A 15,593-nucleotide genomic window follows, 5' to 3' on the forward strand; every position below is an offset into this window, starting at 1 on the left:
TGGGGCCATCCCGGTCAACGGGTCGGGTTTCAAGAGCATCTCGGATCCGGCCAGGCCTTGCGGAGCCGCAGGCCTGATGAAACCATTACCACTCTAGCCACATTAGTAACTTGAGTCACTTTGATACCAGGAGAGTTGCATGCGCTTTCCCGCACGCTCGCTCACACTCGCGCTGGCCGCGGTCACACTCGCTGCAGTAGGCCTCACCGTTGTCCCTCTCGCCGGAACCGCAGGTACCGCCGACGCTGCCCCGTGCGGCAGCAACGCCAACGGCTCGAGCCTGCCCTTCCTCGACACCGGATCCATCGGCGGTTCCATCGGCGGTTCCATCGGCGGATCTATTAGCGGCGTCACCGGGACGCAGGGCCCGGCCCCCTATTTCAATAACGGCGTGACTCGAATCATCGATTGGGTAACCGGCCCCAAAAGCAAGAACGACACCTTCGACCGATTCGGCATCTCCGGCACGGACCTCGGCGTGGCGTGGGACAACGGTTCGGGCCAGACGCTCCTCGCCTTCGGCGACACCTTTGGCGATTGCAGCGTCGCCGGTAAGCAGTGGCGCCACAATGTGCTGCTGCGCACCAACGACAACGACCTCCACGACGGCCTGTCCGTCCCCTACGGCATCCCGGGCGACATCAACTCCGGCGCGTCGGTGACTGCCGCCGCACCGCGCTACGCCACCCAGATGATCGGTGCCATCGGGTGGAGTGGCATCGAAGTCACGACCATCCCGACCTCGGCCATCTCCATCGCAGGCAAGCAATACCTCAACTACATGTCGGTGCGATCGTGGGGCGACTCCGGCGTCTGGGCGACCAACTTTTCGGCAACCGCCGTATCCAGCGACAACGGTCAAACTTGGACCACCCCGCTCGATACGATCCGCGTGAACGCTGGCGTCACCGTGCCGTTGCCAGTCGGGTGGCCGTCGGCGCAGGCCAACGACGCCAAGTTCCAGCAAGCGGCCTATGTGGCAGGCCAGCGCGACGAGGCCGGATGGATCTTTCAATACGGCACCCCCAACGGCCGCTACGGGGCGCTCTATCTGTCGCGAGTTCGCCCGGCCGACATCCTCGACCTCACCAAGTTCGAGTACTGGACTGGCTCGGGTTGGTCCCCGACCATCGACGGCATCACCTCCAGCAAAGCGCGCGTAGTCGGCGCGCCCGTCAGCGAACTCTCCGTCGCATGGAGTCCGTACCTGAACAAGTACGTCATGCTCGACACCGGAACTCTCGGCGTGCACTTCCGCACGGCCGAGCATCCCCAAGGCCCGTGGAGTCTGCCGCGGATCCTGGTGCCGAGTACCCACGGTCTTTACGGCCCGATGATGCTGCCGCAGTCTCCGGCGTTGAAGGGCACCGGACCCGAGTTGTACTTCAACGGCAGTCGCTGGGCTGAGTACAACGTCGTACTCGTGGAAACGAAACTCCGCAGATGAGGCATCGAGTCCGGATCGTGATGCAAGTGGCTGTGTCCTGCCAGCCCGACTGATAGCAAGGAAGACAATGCACTACCAGTAGAGAAGATTGAGATCTATGCGCCGAGTTCTACCTGCCCTTGCCGCCTGCGTCGTCGTCGCTTCGACCCTGACCGCCGTTTCCGGCGTCGGTGCCGCCGACGCTCGGTCTTGCAGCAACAGCGGTACGGGCGTCAACATCCCGGTCATTAATAAGTTCCTTCCGCGCGGTGGCTCCGCGACCGGACCGCAAAAGGCGATGCCCGCCTTCAACAACGGCCGCACGCAAACAGTGTCGTGGGTCACCGGCCCGCTCAGTCCCAACAAGACGTACAAGCGCTTTGGCATTTCCGGTACCGACGTCGGCGTCGCATGGGACAACGGCCGCGGCCAAACTCTGATGGCCTTCGGCGACACGTTCGGCAACTGCCTGACCAGTGACCAGCAGTGGCGACACAATGCCCTGCTGAGGTCCAGCGACGGCAACCTGTCCGACGGTGTGCGCCTGGACGGCCGCGGTTTCGTCGGCGAGATGTTTGGAGCTGTCGGCTTCGACGGCATCGAGAAAACCACCATCCCGACCGCAGGCATCTCCATCGGCGGCAAGCAGTACGTGAACTTCATGTCGGTACGTTCGTGGGGCCCGGCCAGCACGTGGTTCACCAACTACTCGGCGACCGCGGTTTCCAATGACAACGGTCGTAGCTGGCGCACCCCCCAGGGCACGATTCGCCCCAACCTCGGCATCAACGGCGACGCCAAGTTCCAGCAGGGCGCCTACGTCAAGGGGGTCGGCCCGGACGCTGGCTGGGTCTACCAGTACGGCACTCCCAACGGCCGCTTCGGCGCGGCACACATTGCCCGCTTCCGGCCCAACGACATCCTGAATCTTGGTGCTTACCAATACTGGAACGGTCGCGGTTGGACTCCGTCCCCCGACTCGGCCCGCCCCATTGTGCGCGGACCCGTCACCGAACTGTCGGTCGCGTGGAGCCCTTACCTAAACCGGTACGTGATGCTCGACAGCCCGCGCGGAGTTCTCCTACGCACTGCGGCGCACCCGCAGGGCCCGTGGAGTCCCGCGCGGCGCATCGCGCCGTCGAGCTTGGAACTGTATGCACCGATGATGCTGCCCAACTCGCCAGCACTGCGCGGTAGCGGCCCGGAACTGTATTTCAACGCGAGCCGCTGGGACGACTACAACGTCCTGCTGGTCCGCACCAAGGTGCGCAAGTAGCTACTTCAGCAGGCGCGACATCCGACGGTCGGCCAGGATCTTCCCACCGGTTTGACAGGTGGGACAGTACTGGAACGAGCGGTCCGCGAATGACACCTCACGGACCGTGTCACCGCACACCGGACACGGCATGCCGGTCCGCGCGTGCACGCGCAGGCCGGTGCGCTTCTCCGACTTCAGGTTCCCGACGCCCTGACCTTCCAAACGTTCGACGGCGTCGAGAAGCACCGTTCGTGTCGCCGTATAAAGCGCTTCCACCTGCGCGGCGTCGAGCTTGCTGGCGGTCGCGAAGGGCGAGAGTTGTGCGGTGTGCAGGATTTCGTCGGAGTAGGCGTTGCCGACGCCGGCGATGACGCGCTGGTCGGTGAGCAGATTCTTGATCCTTGCGTTGCGGCCAGCCAGGATCTGCGCGAACTGTTCCTTCGACAGTGCCAGCACATCTGGCCCGAGGGTGGCAATACGTTCCACATCGGCGGTATCGCGCACGACCCACGCGGCCAGTCGCTTCTGTGTTCCCGCCTCGGTCACATCGAACCCCTCACCCGGGAGGCCGCAGTGCACACGAAGCGCGATCGGCCCCTTTCCACCGGGTTTGGGCGGCGCCTGGGACAGCGCTTCACTCCATCGCACCCAGCCCGCGCGCGAAAGGTGCACCACCAAATCGATCTCCTCATCCGGCGAGCCATCGGGGCCCGGCACTGTTCGGATAACGAGGTATTTGGCGATCCGGTCGACGCTCGACACGGTTCGACCAGCCAGCGCCGAGTACGGCGGATCTGCGGTCTTCAGTACGGACAGCGAGGCAATATCGACGCGCCGAATCGGCAGTCCAGCGATACGTGAATCGAGGAACGTCGCAATGGCGGTCACTTCGGGAAGTTCCGGCATGAACCCAGTGTGCGCCACGCCCCGGCAATCTGTGGACGGTCGGCGCGGCCGGTGTGTTCTAGTTAGAGGATGCGTCACTCTCCGCCTGCGATGTCCGACACTCAACTCGCCGCGGCGATTGCCGAGGGGGCTGGCGAGATCTTGAACGGCGTCCGACATGAGGGGCTACTCGCTGGCGAGCAACTCGGCGACGTGGGCGATGCGATGGCGCAGGCCTGGATTTCCCAAGTGCTGCGGAGGCACCGTCGACGCGACGCGGTCCTGTCGGAGGAGGCCGAGGACGTCGGCGATCGCTCCACCGCAGAACGGGTGTGGATCATCGATCCCCTCGATGGGACAAGCGAATACTCAATGGGCACGTCCGATTGGGCGGTCCACGTTGCGCTCACCATCAACGGCGCACCCGTCGCGTCCGCGGTGTCCCTCCCCGCCAAAGGGCAGGTGTTCCGCAGTGACGAAGTCCCAGCGGTCGATGGTCCCCTGTCGGGCCGAATCGCGGTGTCACGCTACGGGCACTCGTACCATTCGGCGGCGGTCTGCGAACGTGTGGGACTGAACCCGGTTCGTATCGGTTCGGCCGGCGCCAAAGCCATGGCGGTCGTGCGCGGCGATGTGGACGCCTACGTCCATTCCGGCGGCCAGTACGAGTGGGACAATTGCGCGCCGGTCGGCGTCGCTTTGGCCGCGGGCCTGCATTGCAGTCGGCTCAATGGTCGCCCCATCGTTTACAACAATCCGCAACCGTACATGCCCGACTTCGTCATCTGCCGACAGGAAATCGCCGACGCGGTCTTAGATGCCGTCGCCCACCCATGGTGACTCTCGATCGCTAGGCGATTTGCGTTGGGACACGCCGCAGCGCGCGGCATGTCCCAACGCAAATCGAAACCTGGGCTAGCGGCGAACCCTCTTCAGTCCGTGCTTGCGTGCAGTGAGGTCCAGAACCAACTGACGCGGGGCGATTCGAGCGAGGCTGAACACCAGCGGTGCACTGTTGCCACGCGCGTAGAGCGGTTTGGGATTCGACGCGAGGGCCGCTTCCAGAATTTTCTCGGCCATCTTCTCCGGCGCGATGCCCTTACTTTCGTTGCGTCTGGTGGCCGCGGCGACCGTTTCGTACTCGTCGCGATACACCGAATCATCGCCGATGTGAATGGTGCGGTGATCGCCGATTCCGGTGGCGATCGTGCCGGGTTCTACGGTGGTGACGCGGATTCCGTACGGCGCGACCTCGCGGCGCAGCGCCATCGCGTACCCCTTGAGGGCCGACTTGGTCGCCGAGTAGTTGGTTCGGAAGGCGACGGGAAAACTCGAGAGCATCGACCCGACCATCACGACGGTGCCGGTGCGGCGGCGGCGCATGCCGGGAAGCACGGCCTTCGTCAACGCAATCGGCCCGAAAACATTCACTCGAAAGAGGTGCTCGACGGCCTCCATCGGGGTGTCTTCAAATGCGCCAGCAGCGCTTTCACCTGCATTGTTAATCAGGATGTCGATGTCGCCGACGGTTTGGGCGCACGCGGTAGCCGTGGCGTAATCGGCGTTGTCGAGGCGCACGTAGGTGACACCGGGGATTGGGTTCTTTACCGTCTCAGGGTTCCGACTGGTCCCGTATACCTTGTGTCCGAGGGCGATGAACTGCCGTGCGACGGCCTCGCCAATTCCCGAGCTTGCTCCGGTGACCAGCACAGTCAGCTGTCCGGTAGTCGATTTGGTCATGACAATAAGGTAGTCGGCGAGCTCGGAGATGGTCGCTTGGCCGGGGTCAAAAGACGCGAGAGGTTGACCTGAGCAAGGTGTAGGCGGGGCTTCACGTAGACTCTTTCCGTCGGCAACACAATCCCCACCGTGCCCGCCGACCGTGACTGGCCGATGCGGCGAGAAGTTCAATCTGCCCGCATCACCACCGGTCTCCGCTCTCGTAGCTCAGGGGATAGAGCACCGCTCTCCTAAAGCGGGTGTCGCAGGTTCGAATCCTGCCGGGAGCACTCATATCGCCGCAGTCGGCGGTAATCACTTTCTCGACACGCCCGACGCAACCGTCAGTAAACGCGCATCCGGCGCACCAATTAAGTGGATTCCACCGCGAGATCAATAACTAATACCTACGACACTCAGCCCTACAGTCCAATTTCGCTCATCCCTTTTTGCCTTAAACATAAGGCAACATATGCCCGACCATGACTTATGGTAAAAATGGCATGTCAGCCAGGCAAAACCCCGAACCGTGCCGTTTTGTGGCTTACAGTCAAAACCGAAGCAAATGCTTCGCATTTCGGACTAGGAGGATCTAGCGATGAAGACGCGTTTAAGCGCCCTCACCTTAGGACTCGCAGTAGCGGTCGGCTCCGCACTGCTGGTTCCCGCCACCGCACTTGCCGCACCTGTTGACGACGCCACGACAGCGATTAACCAGCTGTCGTCGCAGATCGAATCAGGTGCTGTCGATCGCGGCTTTAACGACGCCGGACTCGGGGCTAAAAAGGGATCGGTCACCGAAAGCGGCGACGGCTTCAAGCAGGTTTTTGCGGGCGGCACCATTTTCTGGTCCGAAAAGACTGGCGCAAAGGTCCTTTACGGCGCCATCGACGAGCGTTACACGCAGCAAAATAATGGCCCGGCCGACATCGGCTTCCCCGACACCAACGAAGCCGACAGCACCGTGGGCGACCCCAGCCGCGTCGCCGAATTTGCCGGTACGGGCGACCCCAAGATCTTCTGGACCCCGACTGACGGCGCATGGTTGGTTCGCGGACCGATGAGTGCGGCAAGCACCGAACTCGGCAAGACCCTCGGAGTTCCGACCGCCGAGATGAAGGTCGACGGAACCAACCTGACCCAGAGCTTCGCCAACGGCGACCTGACCTTCGACCTGAAGACCGGCAAGTGGAGCTCGATGCCCGCATCACTCGCCGCATCGCTCAGCGGACTGAAGCTCCCGAACTGGGGTGCTGACTTCGGCCTGCCCGGCGTTGAACTGCCCAAGGTGAGCCTTCCGTCGGTCGACGTGACCGCCCCCAGCGTCAGCATCGATGCTCCGACGGTCAACGTCGACACCCCGAATGTGAACGCTGACAACGGCGGCATCTCGCCTTGGTGGTGGCTGCTGCTCCTCCTGCTGCCGCTACTGTTCCTGCTCGCATGGACGCGTCGCCGGAAGTCGTACGACTACAAGGCCGTCAAACCCGCAACCGGCCCAGGTTTCCCGGAAGTCACGCCTGAGCGCACCAAGCGGCTCGCTGGCTTGGCCGATGGAACCGAATCGAGTGCAGCCGGTTCGATCGCCAAGTCCGCAGCTGCCGCGACCGCTGCGGCAACCCCCGTTCGTCCGGGTGCCCGAGTCCCGGCCGAAGGTGGCGCCGTGCCACTGCCAATCGGCGCAACGCGTCCGCTCGCGGCCGACCCGATGCGCGCACCTGAGGGCTACCCCATCAAGGCCGTCAACGAAACCGGGCTCTTCTACGTGCCCGGCGAGGTCCTGTACGACGTCGTGAAACCTGACCTGTGGTTCGCGACTGTTCCGACTGCTATCTCCGGTGGATTCCGCCCCATCGAAGACTAACGATCCACGATTGGGGTCACCCCTTCGCCTTCGATGCCGCTAATTGTCGACATCTACACGCGATCGGGTGGCCCCTTTTGTGATGCTCGACGCCGATGGTTTGGCCGAACATCAAGACTTGGGCCGACTACTGGCCGTAGATCTCGTTGAACTTCACCAACGACTTCGCGATGTCGCCCTTGACTGCGGCGATCGCCGCCTTGCCCGCCGGGCCGATCAGTGGCAGACCGCCAAGGTCGACGTTGAACGTGATTTTGGAGTCGTCGCCGATGGGCGTAATCACGAGGTCAAGTTTGGCCTTCACGCCACCTTTGCCGTTGCCCTTGAGCATCACCTGCTTGGGCCGGTCAAACTTCTCAATCTCCCACGCAAAACGCACTCGAATACCCTTGGCGACGATCACCGAGGAAATCTTGGTGCCCTTCTTCAGATCGTCGGCCGGTGGGAGTGGACTGCGCCATCCGTCGTGCAGCACCAACCACTCGGAGTACCGCGAGAGGTCCGCGACGCACGCAAAGGTATCGTCCGGGGAGAGCGCAACATGAATGGATTCGCTGGTCTTCGCCATGACTGAATACCCTAACCGCAACTCACCGTCACAGGTAGATTTGGATGGAAATTCTCGGCTCGACGAGCCGCCAGTCCTGGCTGCCGCGCGCGGAATCCTCGGCAGAACCCTGGTGGGCCACGGGGTGTCCGTGCAGGTCACGGAAGTTGAAGCGTATAACGGACCCGACGACCCCGCCTCACACGCCTATAAGCGGACCCCGCGGTCGGAGATCATGTACGGGCCGCCGTTCCGGCTCTACGTGTATCAGATCCACACGCATTTCTGCGCAAATATCGTCACCAGCGAGGAAGGCCAGGGATCTGCCGTGCTGTTGCGTGCGGGACGGATCGTCGACGGTATTGAACTCGCCAGAGAACGACGGGGCAACGTCGCCGACGATCTGTTGGCCCGAGGACCGGGCAATCTGACACGCGCCTTGGGAATTACGAAAGCCGATCTCGCGACCGACCTCTTAACCGAGAACGGCGTTCATCTATCACCGCAACGCCCGAACGAGCCCATTGAAATCAAAAACGGACCGCGCGTCGGTATCCGCCTCGCCGCAGATTGGCCGTGGCGATTTTGGATAGCTGACGCGCAGTCCGTTTCGGCATACCGACGGCATGCCAAAGCAAAACTGACTTAACGCATTGAGATCAGGTTGCTCGCTACTATTCGGCGGCTGGCGCTTCACCATCAGCGCCAACAGCCTTGCGGGCCGCGTCCTGCGCCTGGTCGACCTTGTCTGCGAACTTTCCGCCGGTGACCTTATCGATCATGTCGCCACCCTTCTCGATGAGATCCGGGTTCGACTTCAGCGCGTCTTTTGCCTTGTTAACAATTCCATCCATGTCCATGCAGGTAATACTACGATGTCCGCGCCAAGATTCGGCTCAAAACTCGCGTAGAAACCTCAATTGCAATACAGCCGACAATGGCACAAACTGCGGCGATCGTCATCATGTGTCCGTTAGACGAATCCAGGTGGAACAACCGCTGACTAAACGGGACCGTAAAGATGAGCACGTACATGCCGACCGACACCGCGAGAAGCACAATCTTCCACCAGTTGTACGGTCGCGCCACCACCGCCAGCACGTACAGGGCGATGGAAATCATCGTGACGAGAGCTGCTGTTGCGGCCTGTGTTTGAACTGCCCCCAAAGTTTGGCTGGCGTTAGCGACCGTCGCGACACCGTCGCCCGGGTTCGTCGCTAAATGCCCCACGTAACTCCCCAGCATCCCCGAATAGTCCCGGTTCACCAGCAAGAAGCACACAAACGTTGCCAGCCCCACGATGATGCCGTTCGGGACCGCTTGGGTCAGCACTCGGCGAACAAAACCCCGCTTGGCACGCTCGTTGTTCGGGGCCAGCGACAAGACGAATGCTGGCACACCGATCGTGAACCATGCCGAAATGGTGACGTGAATCGGCTGGAACGGGTAGCTAATGGCAGCCCAACCCATCAGCTTGGCCAGGAGCCCGGCACCGCCGATGAGCAGCGCCAGCAGGACCGCGTACACGGTCTTGGTGAGGAACAGGTTCGAGACCCGCTCAATGTTCCCGATGACGCGACGACCCTCACCGACGACGTACGGGAGGGTGGCGAATTTGTTATCGAGCAGCACAATCTGCGCCACCGAACGCGCCGCCGACGAACCCGAACCCATGGCGACGCCAATGTCGGCATCTTTGAGCGCCAGGACATCGTTGACACCGTCGCCGGTCATCGCGACAGTGTGTTCCTTGGCCTGCAACGCCTTCACCATGGATCGCTTCTGATCGGGCAGCACGCGACCGAATGCGTCCGCGTCAGCGATCACCGCCGCCAGCGAGTCGCCGTCCGTGGGCAGTTCGCGGGCGTCGACGGCCGTATCTGCGGAACCGAGCCCCAACGATGCGCCAACAGCACCAACCGAACGAGCGTTGTCGCCCGAAATAATCTTGACGGCCACATGCTGCGATTCGAAGTACTCGATGGTGTCGCGGGCGTCGGAGCGAACACGCTGTTCGAGCACGATCAGCGCGGTGGGCACGAGGGTGCCCGGGATCTTTGACGCACCGCTGGGCACCGTGTCGACCGGGACGTCAGTTGTTGCGACCAGCAGTATGCGTAGCCCTGTGGATCCCAGGTCGGAGGCCAGTTTCGCGGTCTCCGATTCCGGGTCCAACAGCACGTCGGGCGCACCGATCAGCCAGTTACCCTGAGAGGCCTGCTGCGCGTCGATAAACGACATGCCCGAGAACTTGTTGGCCGAGCTAAACGGCAGGATCGACGACGTCGTCCAGGCGGGGGCGTCAGGAAACGCTTCTTGAACCGCTTCGATGCTGGCGTTTGGGTGCGGGTCGTTGGCGGCGATCGCCGAGAGGGCTGCTTCGACCGCAGCCTGCTCGACGTCGTCACACACCAGGCGCACCTCGGCGCAGCGCATGCCGTTCTCGGTGAGCGTGCCGGTCTTGTCGGTGCAGACGATATCGACGCGAGCCAAACCTTCAATCGCGGGCAACTCATTCACCAGGCATTGGCGTCTGCCGAGCCGGACCACGCCGACAGCAAAGGCGATCGACGTCATCAGCACGAGGCCCTCGGGGACCATCGGCACCAGCGCCGCGACCATGCCGAGCAGCGCCGAGCGCAGCCCATTCTGGCTAATGAAGAGTTGGTTGACGATCGTCAAGATGCCTGCGGGAATCAGCAGCCACGTAATGACCTTCAGGATCTGGTCGATACCCGACCGCAGTTCCGACGACACCAGGGTGAAGGTGGAGGCCTCTGCGGCCAACTTGTTCGCGTACGAGTCCGGTCCCACCTTGGTGGCGCGATAGGCGCCTGAGCCCGAGACGACAAAACTGCCCGACATGATCTCGTCACCGCAGGCCTTATCGACGGCATCGGCTTCACCGGTCAGGAGCGACTCGTCGATGTCGAGGGCCTCGGACTCGATTGCCTCGCCGTCGACAACAACTTGATCGCCGGGGCCCAATTCGATGATGTCGCCCAGGACCACCTCTTCGGCAGCCATCGCGGTGACAACGCCGTCGCGCCGGACCATCGGCTTGGCCTGTCCGACAATCGCCAGTCGGTCGAGGGTCCGCTTGGCGCGGACTTCCTGAATGATGCCGATGCCGCTGTTCGCGATGATCAGCAGCCCGAAGAGCCCATTAATAAACGAACCGGTCGATGCGACGATGACGAAGAGCACGCCCAGAATCGCGTTGATCCGGGTGAAGACATTGGCTTTCACGATGTCGAGGACAGTGCGCCCCGACTTGCTATCGGCGACGTTGGTGCGGCCCGCCGCGACCTGCTCGGCGACTTGAGCTGCCGTCAGTCCGGGGTCTCGCTCGGTTGTCGTCGGCGTGGTCATGCGCATCGCTCCCACCATGTCGCGTCGAAAAAGGCTGTGCCGGTGCGGTTTTCCGCGACCAACGTGGCTCCGGGCCGTGGCGCACATACGTCGAAGCCGAGCCGCTGGGCTTCGGTTGTCAGCCGAACCATCGGATCAGCCCACGAGTGGCGCGCCAAGTTGAAAGTACCCCAGTGGATTGGCAGCAGAATGCCTGGTCCGGGCGCGCCGTTGAGCATTTGGTGGATTGCCACGGCCTCTTCCGGAGTCAAATGGATATCGGGCCAGCTCGGGTCGTAGGCACCGATAGCAATCAGGGTGACATCGAAGGGCCCAAAATCCCGGCCGGTCTGCACATACGACTGCGTCATCCCCGTATCTCCGGAGAAAAAGAACCGGTGGTGTGGACCGATCACCGACCAGCTGACCCACTGGGTCAGATTCCGGGCGACGCTGCGCCCGGAAAAGTGCCGTGCCGGTGCGGCATGAAAGCGAATGGTTGTCCCGCGGACCGTGAGATCGACCTGCTCGTACCAATCGGCCTGCCGAATGCGGTCGGGCGCAACCCCCCACGCCTGCAAGTGCGCACCCACCCCGATCGGGACAACGAAGATCGCTTCCGGTTGTGCTCGAGCAATCGCGATCACTGTCGGAGTGTCGAGATGGTCGTAGTGGTCGTGGCTGATGAGGACGACGTCGAGGTGTGGCAGTTCAGCGGCGGTCAACGGTGCACGGTGCAGGCGTTTCGGTCCGATGAATTGCGACGGCGAACACCGCTGGGACAGTACCGGGTCCGTGACCATCCGGACGCCGTCGAGGTCGACGACGGCACTCGCATGCCCCAGCCACGTGACAGACATGCCGTCCGGAGTTGCCGGAAACGTCGGGCGCAGTACCGGAATTGGGGCGTTCGGTTTGCCTGGGTGTCGCAGCATGTCCATCGCGATTCCCATGTCGGGCCCCTCGATGTCGGGGGCCGGATCCAGGTTCGCGAAGACACCGTCGCGGGCGAAGTCCGACGATGCGGTCATCGGCGCGATTTGCTCACGATTTGCACCGAGAGCCCGCATCGGAGGCAAGATCCGTGCCTTCTTTGCCAATTTCACCTGTAATGCCGATGCACTCGCCGCAGCCGCGTTTCCCAGAGACCTCACGCTTGTCTAGCGTAATCGGTAACGGGTAATTCGGGTCTTCCGAAACGCTCGCATTTAAAAGGAGTGCTGCGCAATGACTACCGGCTTGCCCTACGTCACGGACCCGGAAGCGTACTGGGGCGGAATCAACGACGCGGTCGCGCGCGCCGGGCTCGACTCCCCGGTTATCGCCCTCGATCTTGGCGCCTTAGAACACAACATCGCCGACCTTCGCCGCCGTGCCGGTGGCGTCCCGATCCGCGTAGCCAGCAAATCGCTGCGCGTGCGCTCGGTCATCGACGACATCTTGGGCCGTGACGGTTTCGCTGGCGTCCTCGCCTACGACGTCGCCGAAGCTCACTGGCTGGCCGTCGAGTCGGGCATCACCGATGTGCTCCTCGGCTATCCGTCGGTGAAGCGTGGCGCGCTCGCCGAGTTGTTCGCCGACGAAACCGCCTGCGAACGAGTCACCCTGCTCGTTGACGACGTGGCACAACTCGACATCGTCGACTCCGTGCTGCCGCCGGAAAAGCGTCCGACCGTTCGGATCGCCATCGACCTCGACGCCTCTCTGCGCGCCGTCGCTGGCCACATTCACGTTGGCGTGCGTCGCTCCCCCATTCACAGCGTCGAGCAGGCACGAAGGCTTGCGCGAGCTATCGACTCACGCAAGGGTTTCCGCCTCGTCGGTGCGATGTCGTACGAGGCGCAGGTCGCCGGCGTCGGCAACGAAGTCGCTGGCAAGGCCCTGATGAATACCGCCGTGCAAGCGATGCAGGCCGTGTCGATGCGCGAACTCCGCCACCGGCGCGCGAAGGCGATTGCCGCCATGCGCGAGGTCGCCGATCTTGAGTTCGTCAACGGCGGCGGCACCGGTTCGCTCGAAGAGACGGCGAAAGACGCCGCCATCACCGACATCGCTGCGGGCAGCGGCTTCTTCGGCGGCCACCTGTTCGATACTTACAAACATTTCCAGCCCGCGCCCGCACTGTCGTTCGGGCTGGACGTGCTGCGTCGACCCGACCACGAAATCGTGACGTGCGCTGGCGGCGGCTGGATCGCTTCCGGGCCTCCCGGCCCCGACCGTCTCCCCAAGCCCGTGTGGCCCGCCGACCTGCAATTTGTCGGCACCGAGGCCGCAGGCGAAGTGCAAACGCCGTTGCAGGGTAAGGCTGCAGCGTCGCTGTCTGTGGGCGATAGAGTTTGGTTCCGGCACACCAAATCGGGTGAAGTATGCGAGCGTTCCGCGTCAGTCGCGCTCATTGAGCGCAGTGCTGACGGCGAGGCAAAGGTCGTCGACGTGGTCCCGACCTACCGTGGAGAAGGGAAGTGTTTCTTGTGAGCAATGCAGCGTCAGGAACGTGGAGCAACTGGGGCAATACCGCTAGCTGCACCCCCAACCGGTTGATCGTCCCGCAGAACGTTGATGAGTTGGCCGCAGATGTCGCCGCAGCTGCTGAGCGCGGCGATGTCGTCAAACCCGTCGGCGCAGGCCACAGTTTCTCGGAGATCGCCATCGCTCCCGGCATCCAGGTCTCGATGGCCGGGTTCAAGGGTGTACGCAGTTTTGACCCCGAAACCAAGCGGATCACGCTGGGTGCCGGAACCAACCTGCACCAAATCCCCGGCATCCTGGACCCGCTGGGCCTCGCGATGATCAACCTCGGTGACGTTGACCGGCAGACCGTTTCGGGCGCGACGTCGACCGGCACCCACGGCACCGGCGGCCAGTTTGGCGGCATCTCGACGCAGATCCGCGGGGTCACCCTCGTCGACGGCACAGGCAAGGTCCGCACCATTGGCGAGAACGATCCCGAGCTTAAGGCCGCCGCCCTCGGTCTCGGTGCTCTCGGCATCCTCACCGAAATCACCTTGCAGGTGACCGACGCGTACGCCATCGAAGCGATCGAAGCCCCCGGCGACGCCGATGAGACGATTGACAATTTCCTTGAGAATGTCGCCAACGTCGACCACTACGAGTTCTACTGGTTCCCGCACACCACCTGCACGCTTACCAAGACCAACACACGTCTACCTGCGAGCACGCCAGCGAGCGGGCCGGGCAAGGTCCGCCGCTACATCGATGATGAACTCCTGTCGAACGACTTGCTGCGAGTCCTGTGCACCATCGGCTCCAAGGCTCCGGCACTGGTTCCGGCGATCAGCCAGCTCACCGGGCGCGGACTGTCGGCCCGCCGCTACGTCGACCGGTCGGACAAGATCTTTATCTCCGACCGCGACGTCCGTTTCCGCGAAATGGAGTACGCGGTGCCGCTGGAGGCGGTCCCGGACGCTTTGCGCGAGGTGCGGTCGATGATCAATCGCCGCAAGTACAAGGTCAGCTTCCCGATTGAGGTGCGCGCCGCCGCTGCCGATGACCTCATGCTGTCGACAGCACACGGTCGTGCCAGCGGATATATCGCCGTGCACCGCTACCACCGCGACGACGTGGCGGATTCCCACGCGTACTTCCGTGACGTCGAAGACATCATGATGGCGCATGGCGGTCGTCCGCACTGGGGCAAGATGCACAACCGCGACGCCGCCTACTTCGAGTCCGTCTACCCGAAGTTCAACGACTTCCTCGCCATCCGCGACAAGTTCGACCCCAACCGCACCTTCGCCAACCCCTACCTAACCCAAACCCTCGGCAAATAGCCCCACGCCCGCCATCCCTGACGGCCTATTTCGCTCCGCTCAATTCCGCTTTTCTGTCACGATTCGACCAGGCCGTCACCGATCACCGCGATCGGTGACGGTCTGGTCGAATGGGGCCACGGTTTTGTGACAGAAAGGTTCAGATTCGGGGCCCGCAGAACCGCCTGAGAGGGCCCGAGACGTTATCTCGCGGGAAATCTACGACGTGACAGCGTGCGAACCCTACGACGGCGGAGCGAGGACCGGGGTCCCAGTCAACGGCTGCTCGTCCAGCTGTTTGCGGATGCTGACAAGGGCGTTCTTCCCCGTCCATGTCGCGTCGGTGGAACAGACCGCAATGAACTCGTCCTCCAGCTTTCGTGCAGAGTCGACGACCTTCCGTGCGGCCGCATCGTTACCGTTGTCGATCGCCGCCTTCATCTCTGGCGTTAGGCGGTTGATCTGCACTGCAAGGTCTTTCGCACGACGCTGGTCGGGATCGGCGTCGTCGACCATCTTCACGTAAGTGTCGAATGGGATGATCGGCCCATCCGCGGACGGTGCCGAAGGTAGCTGCCAGCGCACGGCCTGTCGGGTGAACTCAGCGATTGATGGCCCGAGGACATCGCACGCCTCACCGAGCGTCTTCACCTGTGGACCTGCGGAAGCGTCGTCGGACCCGCAGCCCGAAAGCAGTGTCACGGATGCGAGGGCAACTCCTACCCAGGCTCTTCTACGCACGACGTTCCTCTCGGTACAGGCAAAGACTTACA

At 62.9% G+C, this 15,593-nt stretch carries 14 protein-coding genes and 1 tRNA gene; 8 read left to right on the top strand and 7 right to left on the bottom strand.

Features of this window, described 5'->3' with window-relative positions; translation table 11 throughout:
• Positions 1–139 precede the first annotated feature (139 nt).
• Entirely contained in the window at positions 140–1,447 is a 1,308-nt protein-coding gene (locus WBA38_RS18085; protein WP_424295036.1) for a DUF4185 domain-containing protein, read from the top strand.
• Between the two features lie 97 nt (positions 1,448–1,544).
• Positions 1,545–2,702, top strand: coding sequence for a DUF4185 domain-containing protein (locus WBA38_RS18090; protein ID WP_424295038.1), 1,158 nt, complete (start codon positions 1,545–1,547; stop codon positions 2,700–2,702).
• Here the strand turns inward: WBA38_RS18090 and WBA38_RS18095 are convergent, their stop codons facing one another.
• Positions 2,703–3,590, bottom strand: a complete 888-nt coding sequence (locus WBA38_RS18095) for an Fpg/Nei family DNA glycosylase (protein ID WP_424295039.1) — start codon at positions 3,588–3,590, stop codon at positions 2,703–2,705.
• A 69-nt stretch (positions 3,591–3,659) separates the two neighbouring features.
• Between WBA38_RS18095 and WBA38_RS18100 the strand changes: the two genes are divergently transcribed.
• Positions 3,660–4,409: a 3'(2'),5'-bisphosphate nucleotidase CysQ gene (locus tag WBA38_RS18100; RefSeq protein ID WP_424295041.1), complete on the top strand. Its 750-nt coding sequence runs from the start codon at positions 3,660–3,662 to the stop codon at positions 4,407–4,409.
• Positions 4,410–4,484: 75 nt separating this feature from the next.
• On the opposite strand, the gene WBA38_RS18105 is transcribed toward WBA38_RS18100, so the two are convergent.
• Positions 4,485–5,309: an SDR family oxidoreductase gene (locus WBA38_RS18105; protein WP_424295840.1), complete on the bottom strand. Its 825-nt coding sequence runs from the start codon at positions 5,307–5,309 to the stop codon at positions 4,485–4,487.
• 196 nt (positions 5,310–5,505) lie between these two features.
• On the opposite strand from WBA38_RS18105, the gene WBA38_RS18110 reads away from it, so the two are divergent.
• Both WBA38_RS18110 and WBA38_RS18115 read left to right on the top strand, forming a co-directional pair.
• Positions 5,506–5,578 (top strand) — tRNA-Arg (locus WBA38_RS18110).
• A 308-nt stretch (positions 5,579–5,886) separates the two neighbouring features.
• Positions 5,887–7,152 (top strand): LGFP repeat-containing protein, encoded by a 1,266-nt coding sequence (locus WBA38_RS18115; RefSeq protein WP_424323259.1) that lies wholly within the window; start codon positions 5,887–5,889, stop codon positions 7,150–7,152.
• A gap of 127 nt (positions 7,153–7,279) precedes the next feature.
• On the opposite strand, the gene WBA38_RS18120 is transcribed toward WBA38_RS18115, so the two are convergent.
• Complete coding sequence (locus tag WBA38_RS18120) at positions 7,280–7,720, bottom strand: type II toxin-antitoxin system Rv0910 family toxin (RefSeq protein WP_424295490.1); 441 nt, start codon at positions 7,718–7,720, stop codon at positions 7,280–7,282.
• On the opposite strand from WBA38_RS18120, the gene WBA38_RS18125 reads away from it, so the two are divergent.
• Entirely contained in the window at positions 7,719–8,348 is a 630-nt protein-coding gene (locus WBA38_RS18125) for a DNA-3-methyladenine glycosylase (RefSeq protein ID WP_424295492.1), read from the top strand. The two genes, WBA38_RS18120 and WBA38_RS18125, sit on opposite strands and share 2 nt — an antisense overlap.
• Positions 8,349–8,373: 25 nt before the next feature.
• On the opposite strand, the gene WBA38_RS18130 is transcribed toward WBA38_RS18125, so the two are convergent.
• The 3 genes from WBA38_RS18130 to WBA38_RS18140 are packed head-to-tail and all read right to left on the bottom strand — an operon-like array spanning position 8,374 to position 12,120.
• Positions 8,374–8,559 (bottom strand): antitoxin, encoded by a 186-nt coding sequence (locus WBA38_RS18130; protein ID WP_424295493.1) that lies wholly within the window; start codon positions 8,557–8,559, stop codon positions 8,374–8,376.
• Between the two features lie 10 nt (positions 8,560–8,569).
• Positions 8,570–11,071 carry an HAD-IC family P-type ATPase gene (locus tag WBA38_RS18135; protein WP_424295495.1) on the bottom strand — a complete coding sequence of 834 codons (2,502 nt, stop codon included), beginning with the start codon at positions 11,069–11,071 and terminating at the stop codon, positions 8,570–8,572.
• Positions 11,068–12,120 carry an MBL fold metallo-hydrolase gene (locus tag WBA38_RS18140; RefSeq protein WP_424295502.1) on the bottom strand — a complete coding sequence of 351 codons (1,053 nt, stop codon included), beginning with the start codon at positions 12,118–12,120 and terminating at the stop codon, positions 11,068–11,070. Before WBA38_RS18140 ends, WBA38_RS18135 begins: the two co-directional genes overlap by 4 nt.
• 157 nt (positions 12,121–12,277) lie before the next feature.
• Here WBA38_RS18140 and WBA38_RS18145 point away from each other — a divergent pair, with 157 nt between their 5' ends.
• The gene (locus tag WBA38_RS18145; RefSeq protein WP_424295497.1) at positions 12,278–13,525 is read left to right on the top strand and encodes an alanine racemase; all 1,248 of its coding nucleotides are present in this window, start codon (positions 12,278–12,280) and stop codon (positions 13,523–13,525) included.
• Positions 13,522–14,841, top strand: coding sequence for a D-arabinono-1,4-lactone oxidase (locus WBA38_RS18150; protein ID WP_424295498.1), 1,320 nt, complete (start codon positions 13,522–13,524; stop codon positions 14,839–14,841). Before WBA38_RS18145 ends, WBA38_RS18150 begins: the two co-directional genes overlap by 4 nt.
• A gap of 222 nt (positions 14,842–15,063) precedes the next feature.
• Here WBA38_RS18150 and WBA38_RS18155 read toward each other — a convergent pair whose 3' ends face one another.
• The gene (locus WBA38_RS18155) at positions 15,064–15,522 is read right to left on the bottom strand and encodes a hypothetical protein (protein ID WP_424295500.1); all 459 of its coding nucleotides are present in this window, start codon (positions 15,520–15,522) and stop codon (positions 15,064–15,066) included.
• Between the last annotated feature and the right edge of the window lie 71 nt (positions 15,523–15,593).

Source organism: Gordonia sp. (in: high G+C Gram-positive bacteria) (assembly GCF_049647785.1).
In the GTDB taxonomy this organism is placed as follows: Bacteria; Actinomycetota; Actinomycetes; order Mycobacteriales; family Mycobacteriaceae; genus Gordonia.

Coding starts and splice junctions, on each gene's coding strand:
- WBA38_RS18145 (WP_424295497.1), top strand. CDS start 12,278: ATGACTACCGGCTTGCCCTACGTCACGGACCCGGAAGCGTACTGGGGC.
- WBA38_RS18125 (WP_424295492.1), top strand. CDS start 7,719: ATGACTGAATACCCTAACCGCAACTCACCGTCACAGGTAGATTTGGAT.
- WBA38_RS18105 (WP_424295840.1), bottom strand. CDS start 5,309: ATGACCAAATCGACTACCGGACAGCTGACTGTGCTGGTCACCGGAGCA.
- WBA38_RS18085 (WP_424295036.1), top strand. CDS start 140: ATGCGCTTTCCCGCACGCTCGCTCACACTCGCGCTGGCCGCGGTCACA.
- WBA38_RS18090 (WP_424295038.1), top strand. CDS start 1,545: ATGCGCCGAGTTCTACCTGCCCTTGCCGCCTGCGTCGTCGTCGCTTCG.
- WBA38_RS18115 (WP_424323259.1), top strand. CDS start 5,887: ATGAAGACGCGTTTAAGCGCCCTCACCTTAGGACTCGCAGTAGCGGTC.
- WBA38_RS18100 (WP_424295041.1), top strand. CDS start 3,660: ATGCGTCACTCTCCGCCTGCGATGTCCGACACTCAACTCGCCGCGGCG.
- WBA38_RS18120 (WP_424295490.1), bottom strand. CDS start 7,720: ATGGCGAAGACCAGCGAATCCATTCATGTTGCGCTCTCCCCGGACGAT.
- WBA38_RS18135 (WP_424295495.1), bottom strand. CDS start 11,071: ATGACCACGCCGACGACAACCGAGCGAGACCCCGGACTGACGGCAGCT.
- WBA38_RS18140 (WP_424295502.1), bottom strand. CDS start 12,120: ATGCGGGCTCTCGGTGCAAATCGTGAGCAAATCGCGCCGATGACCGCA.
- WBA38_RS18095 (WP_424295039.1), bottom strand. CDS start 3,590: ATGCCGGAACTTCCCGAAGTGACCGCCATTGCGACGTTCCTCGATTCA.
- WBA38_RS18130 (WP_424295493.1), bottom strand. CDS start 8,559: ATGGACATGGATGGAATTGTTAACAAGGCAAAAGACGCGCTGAAGTCG.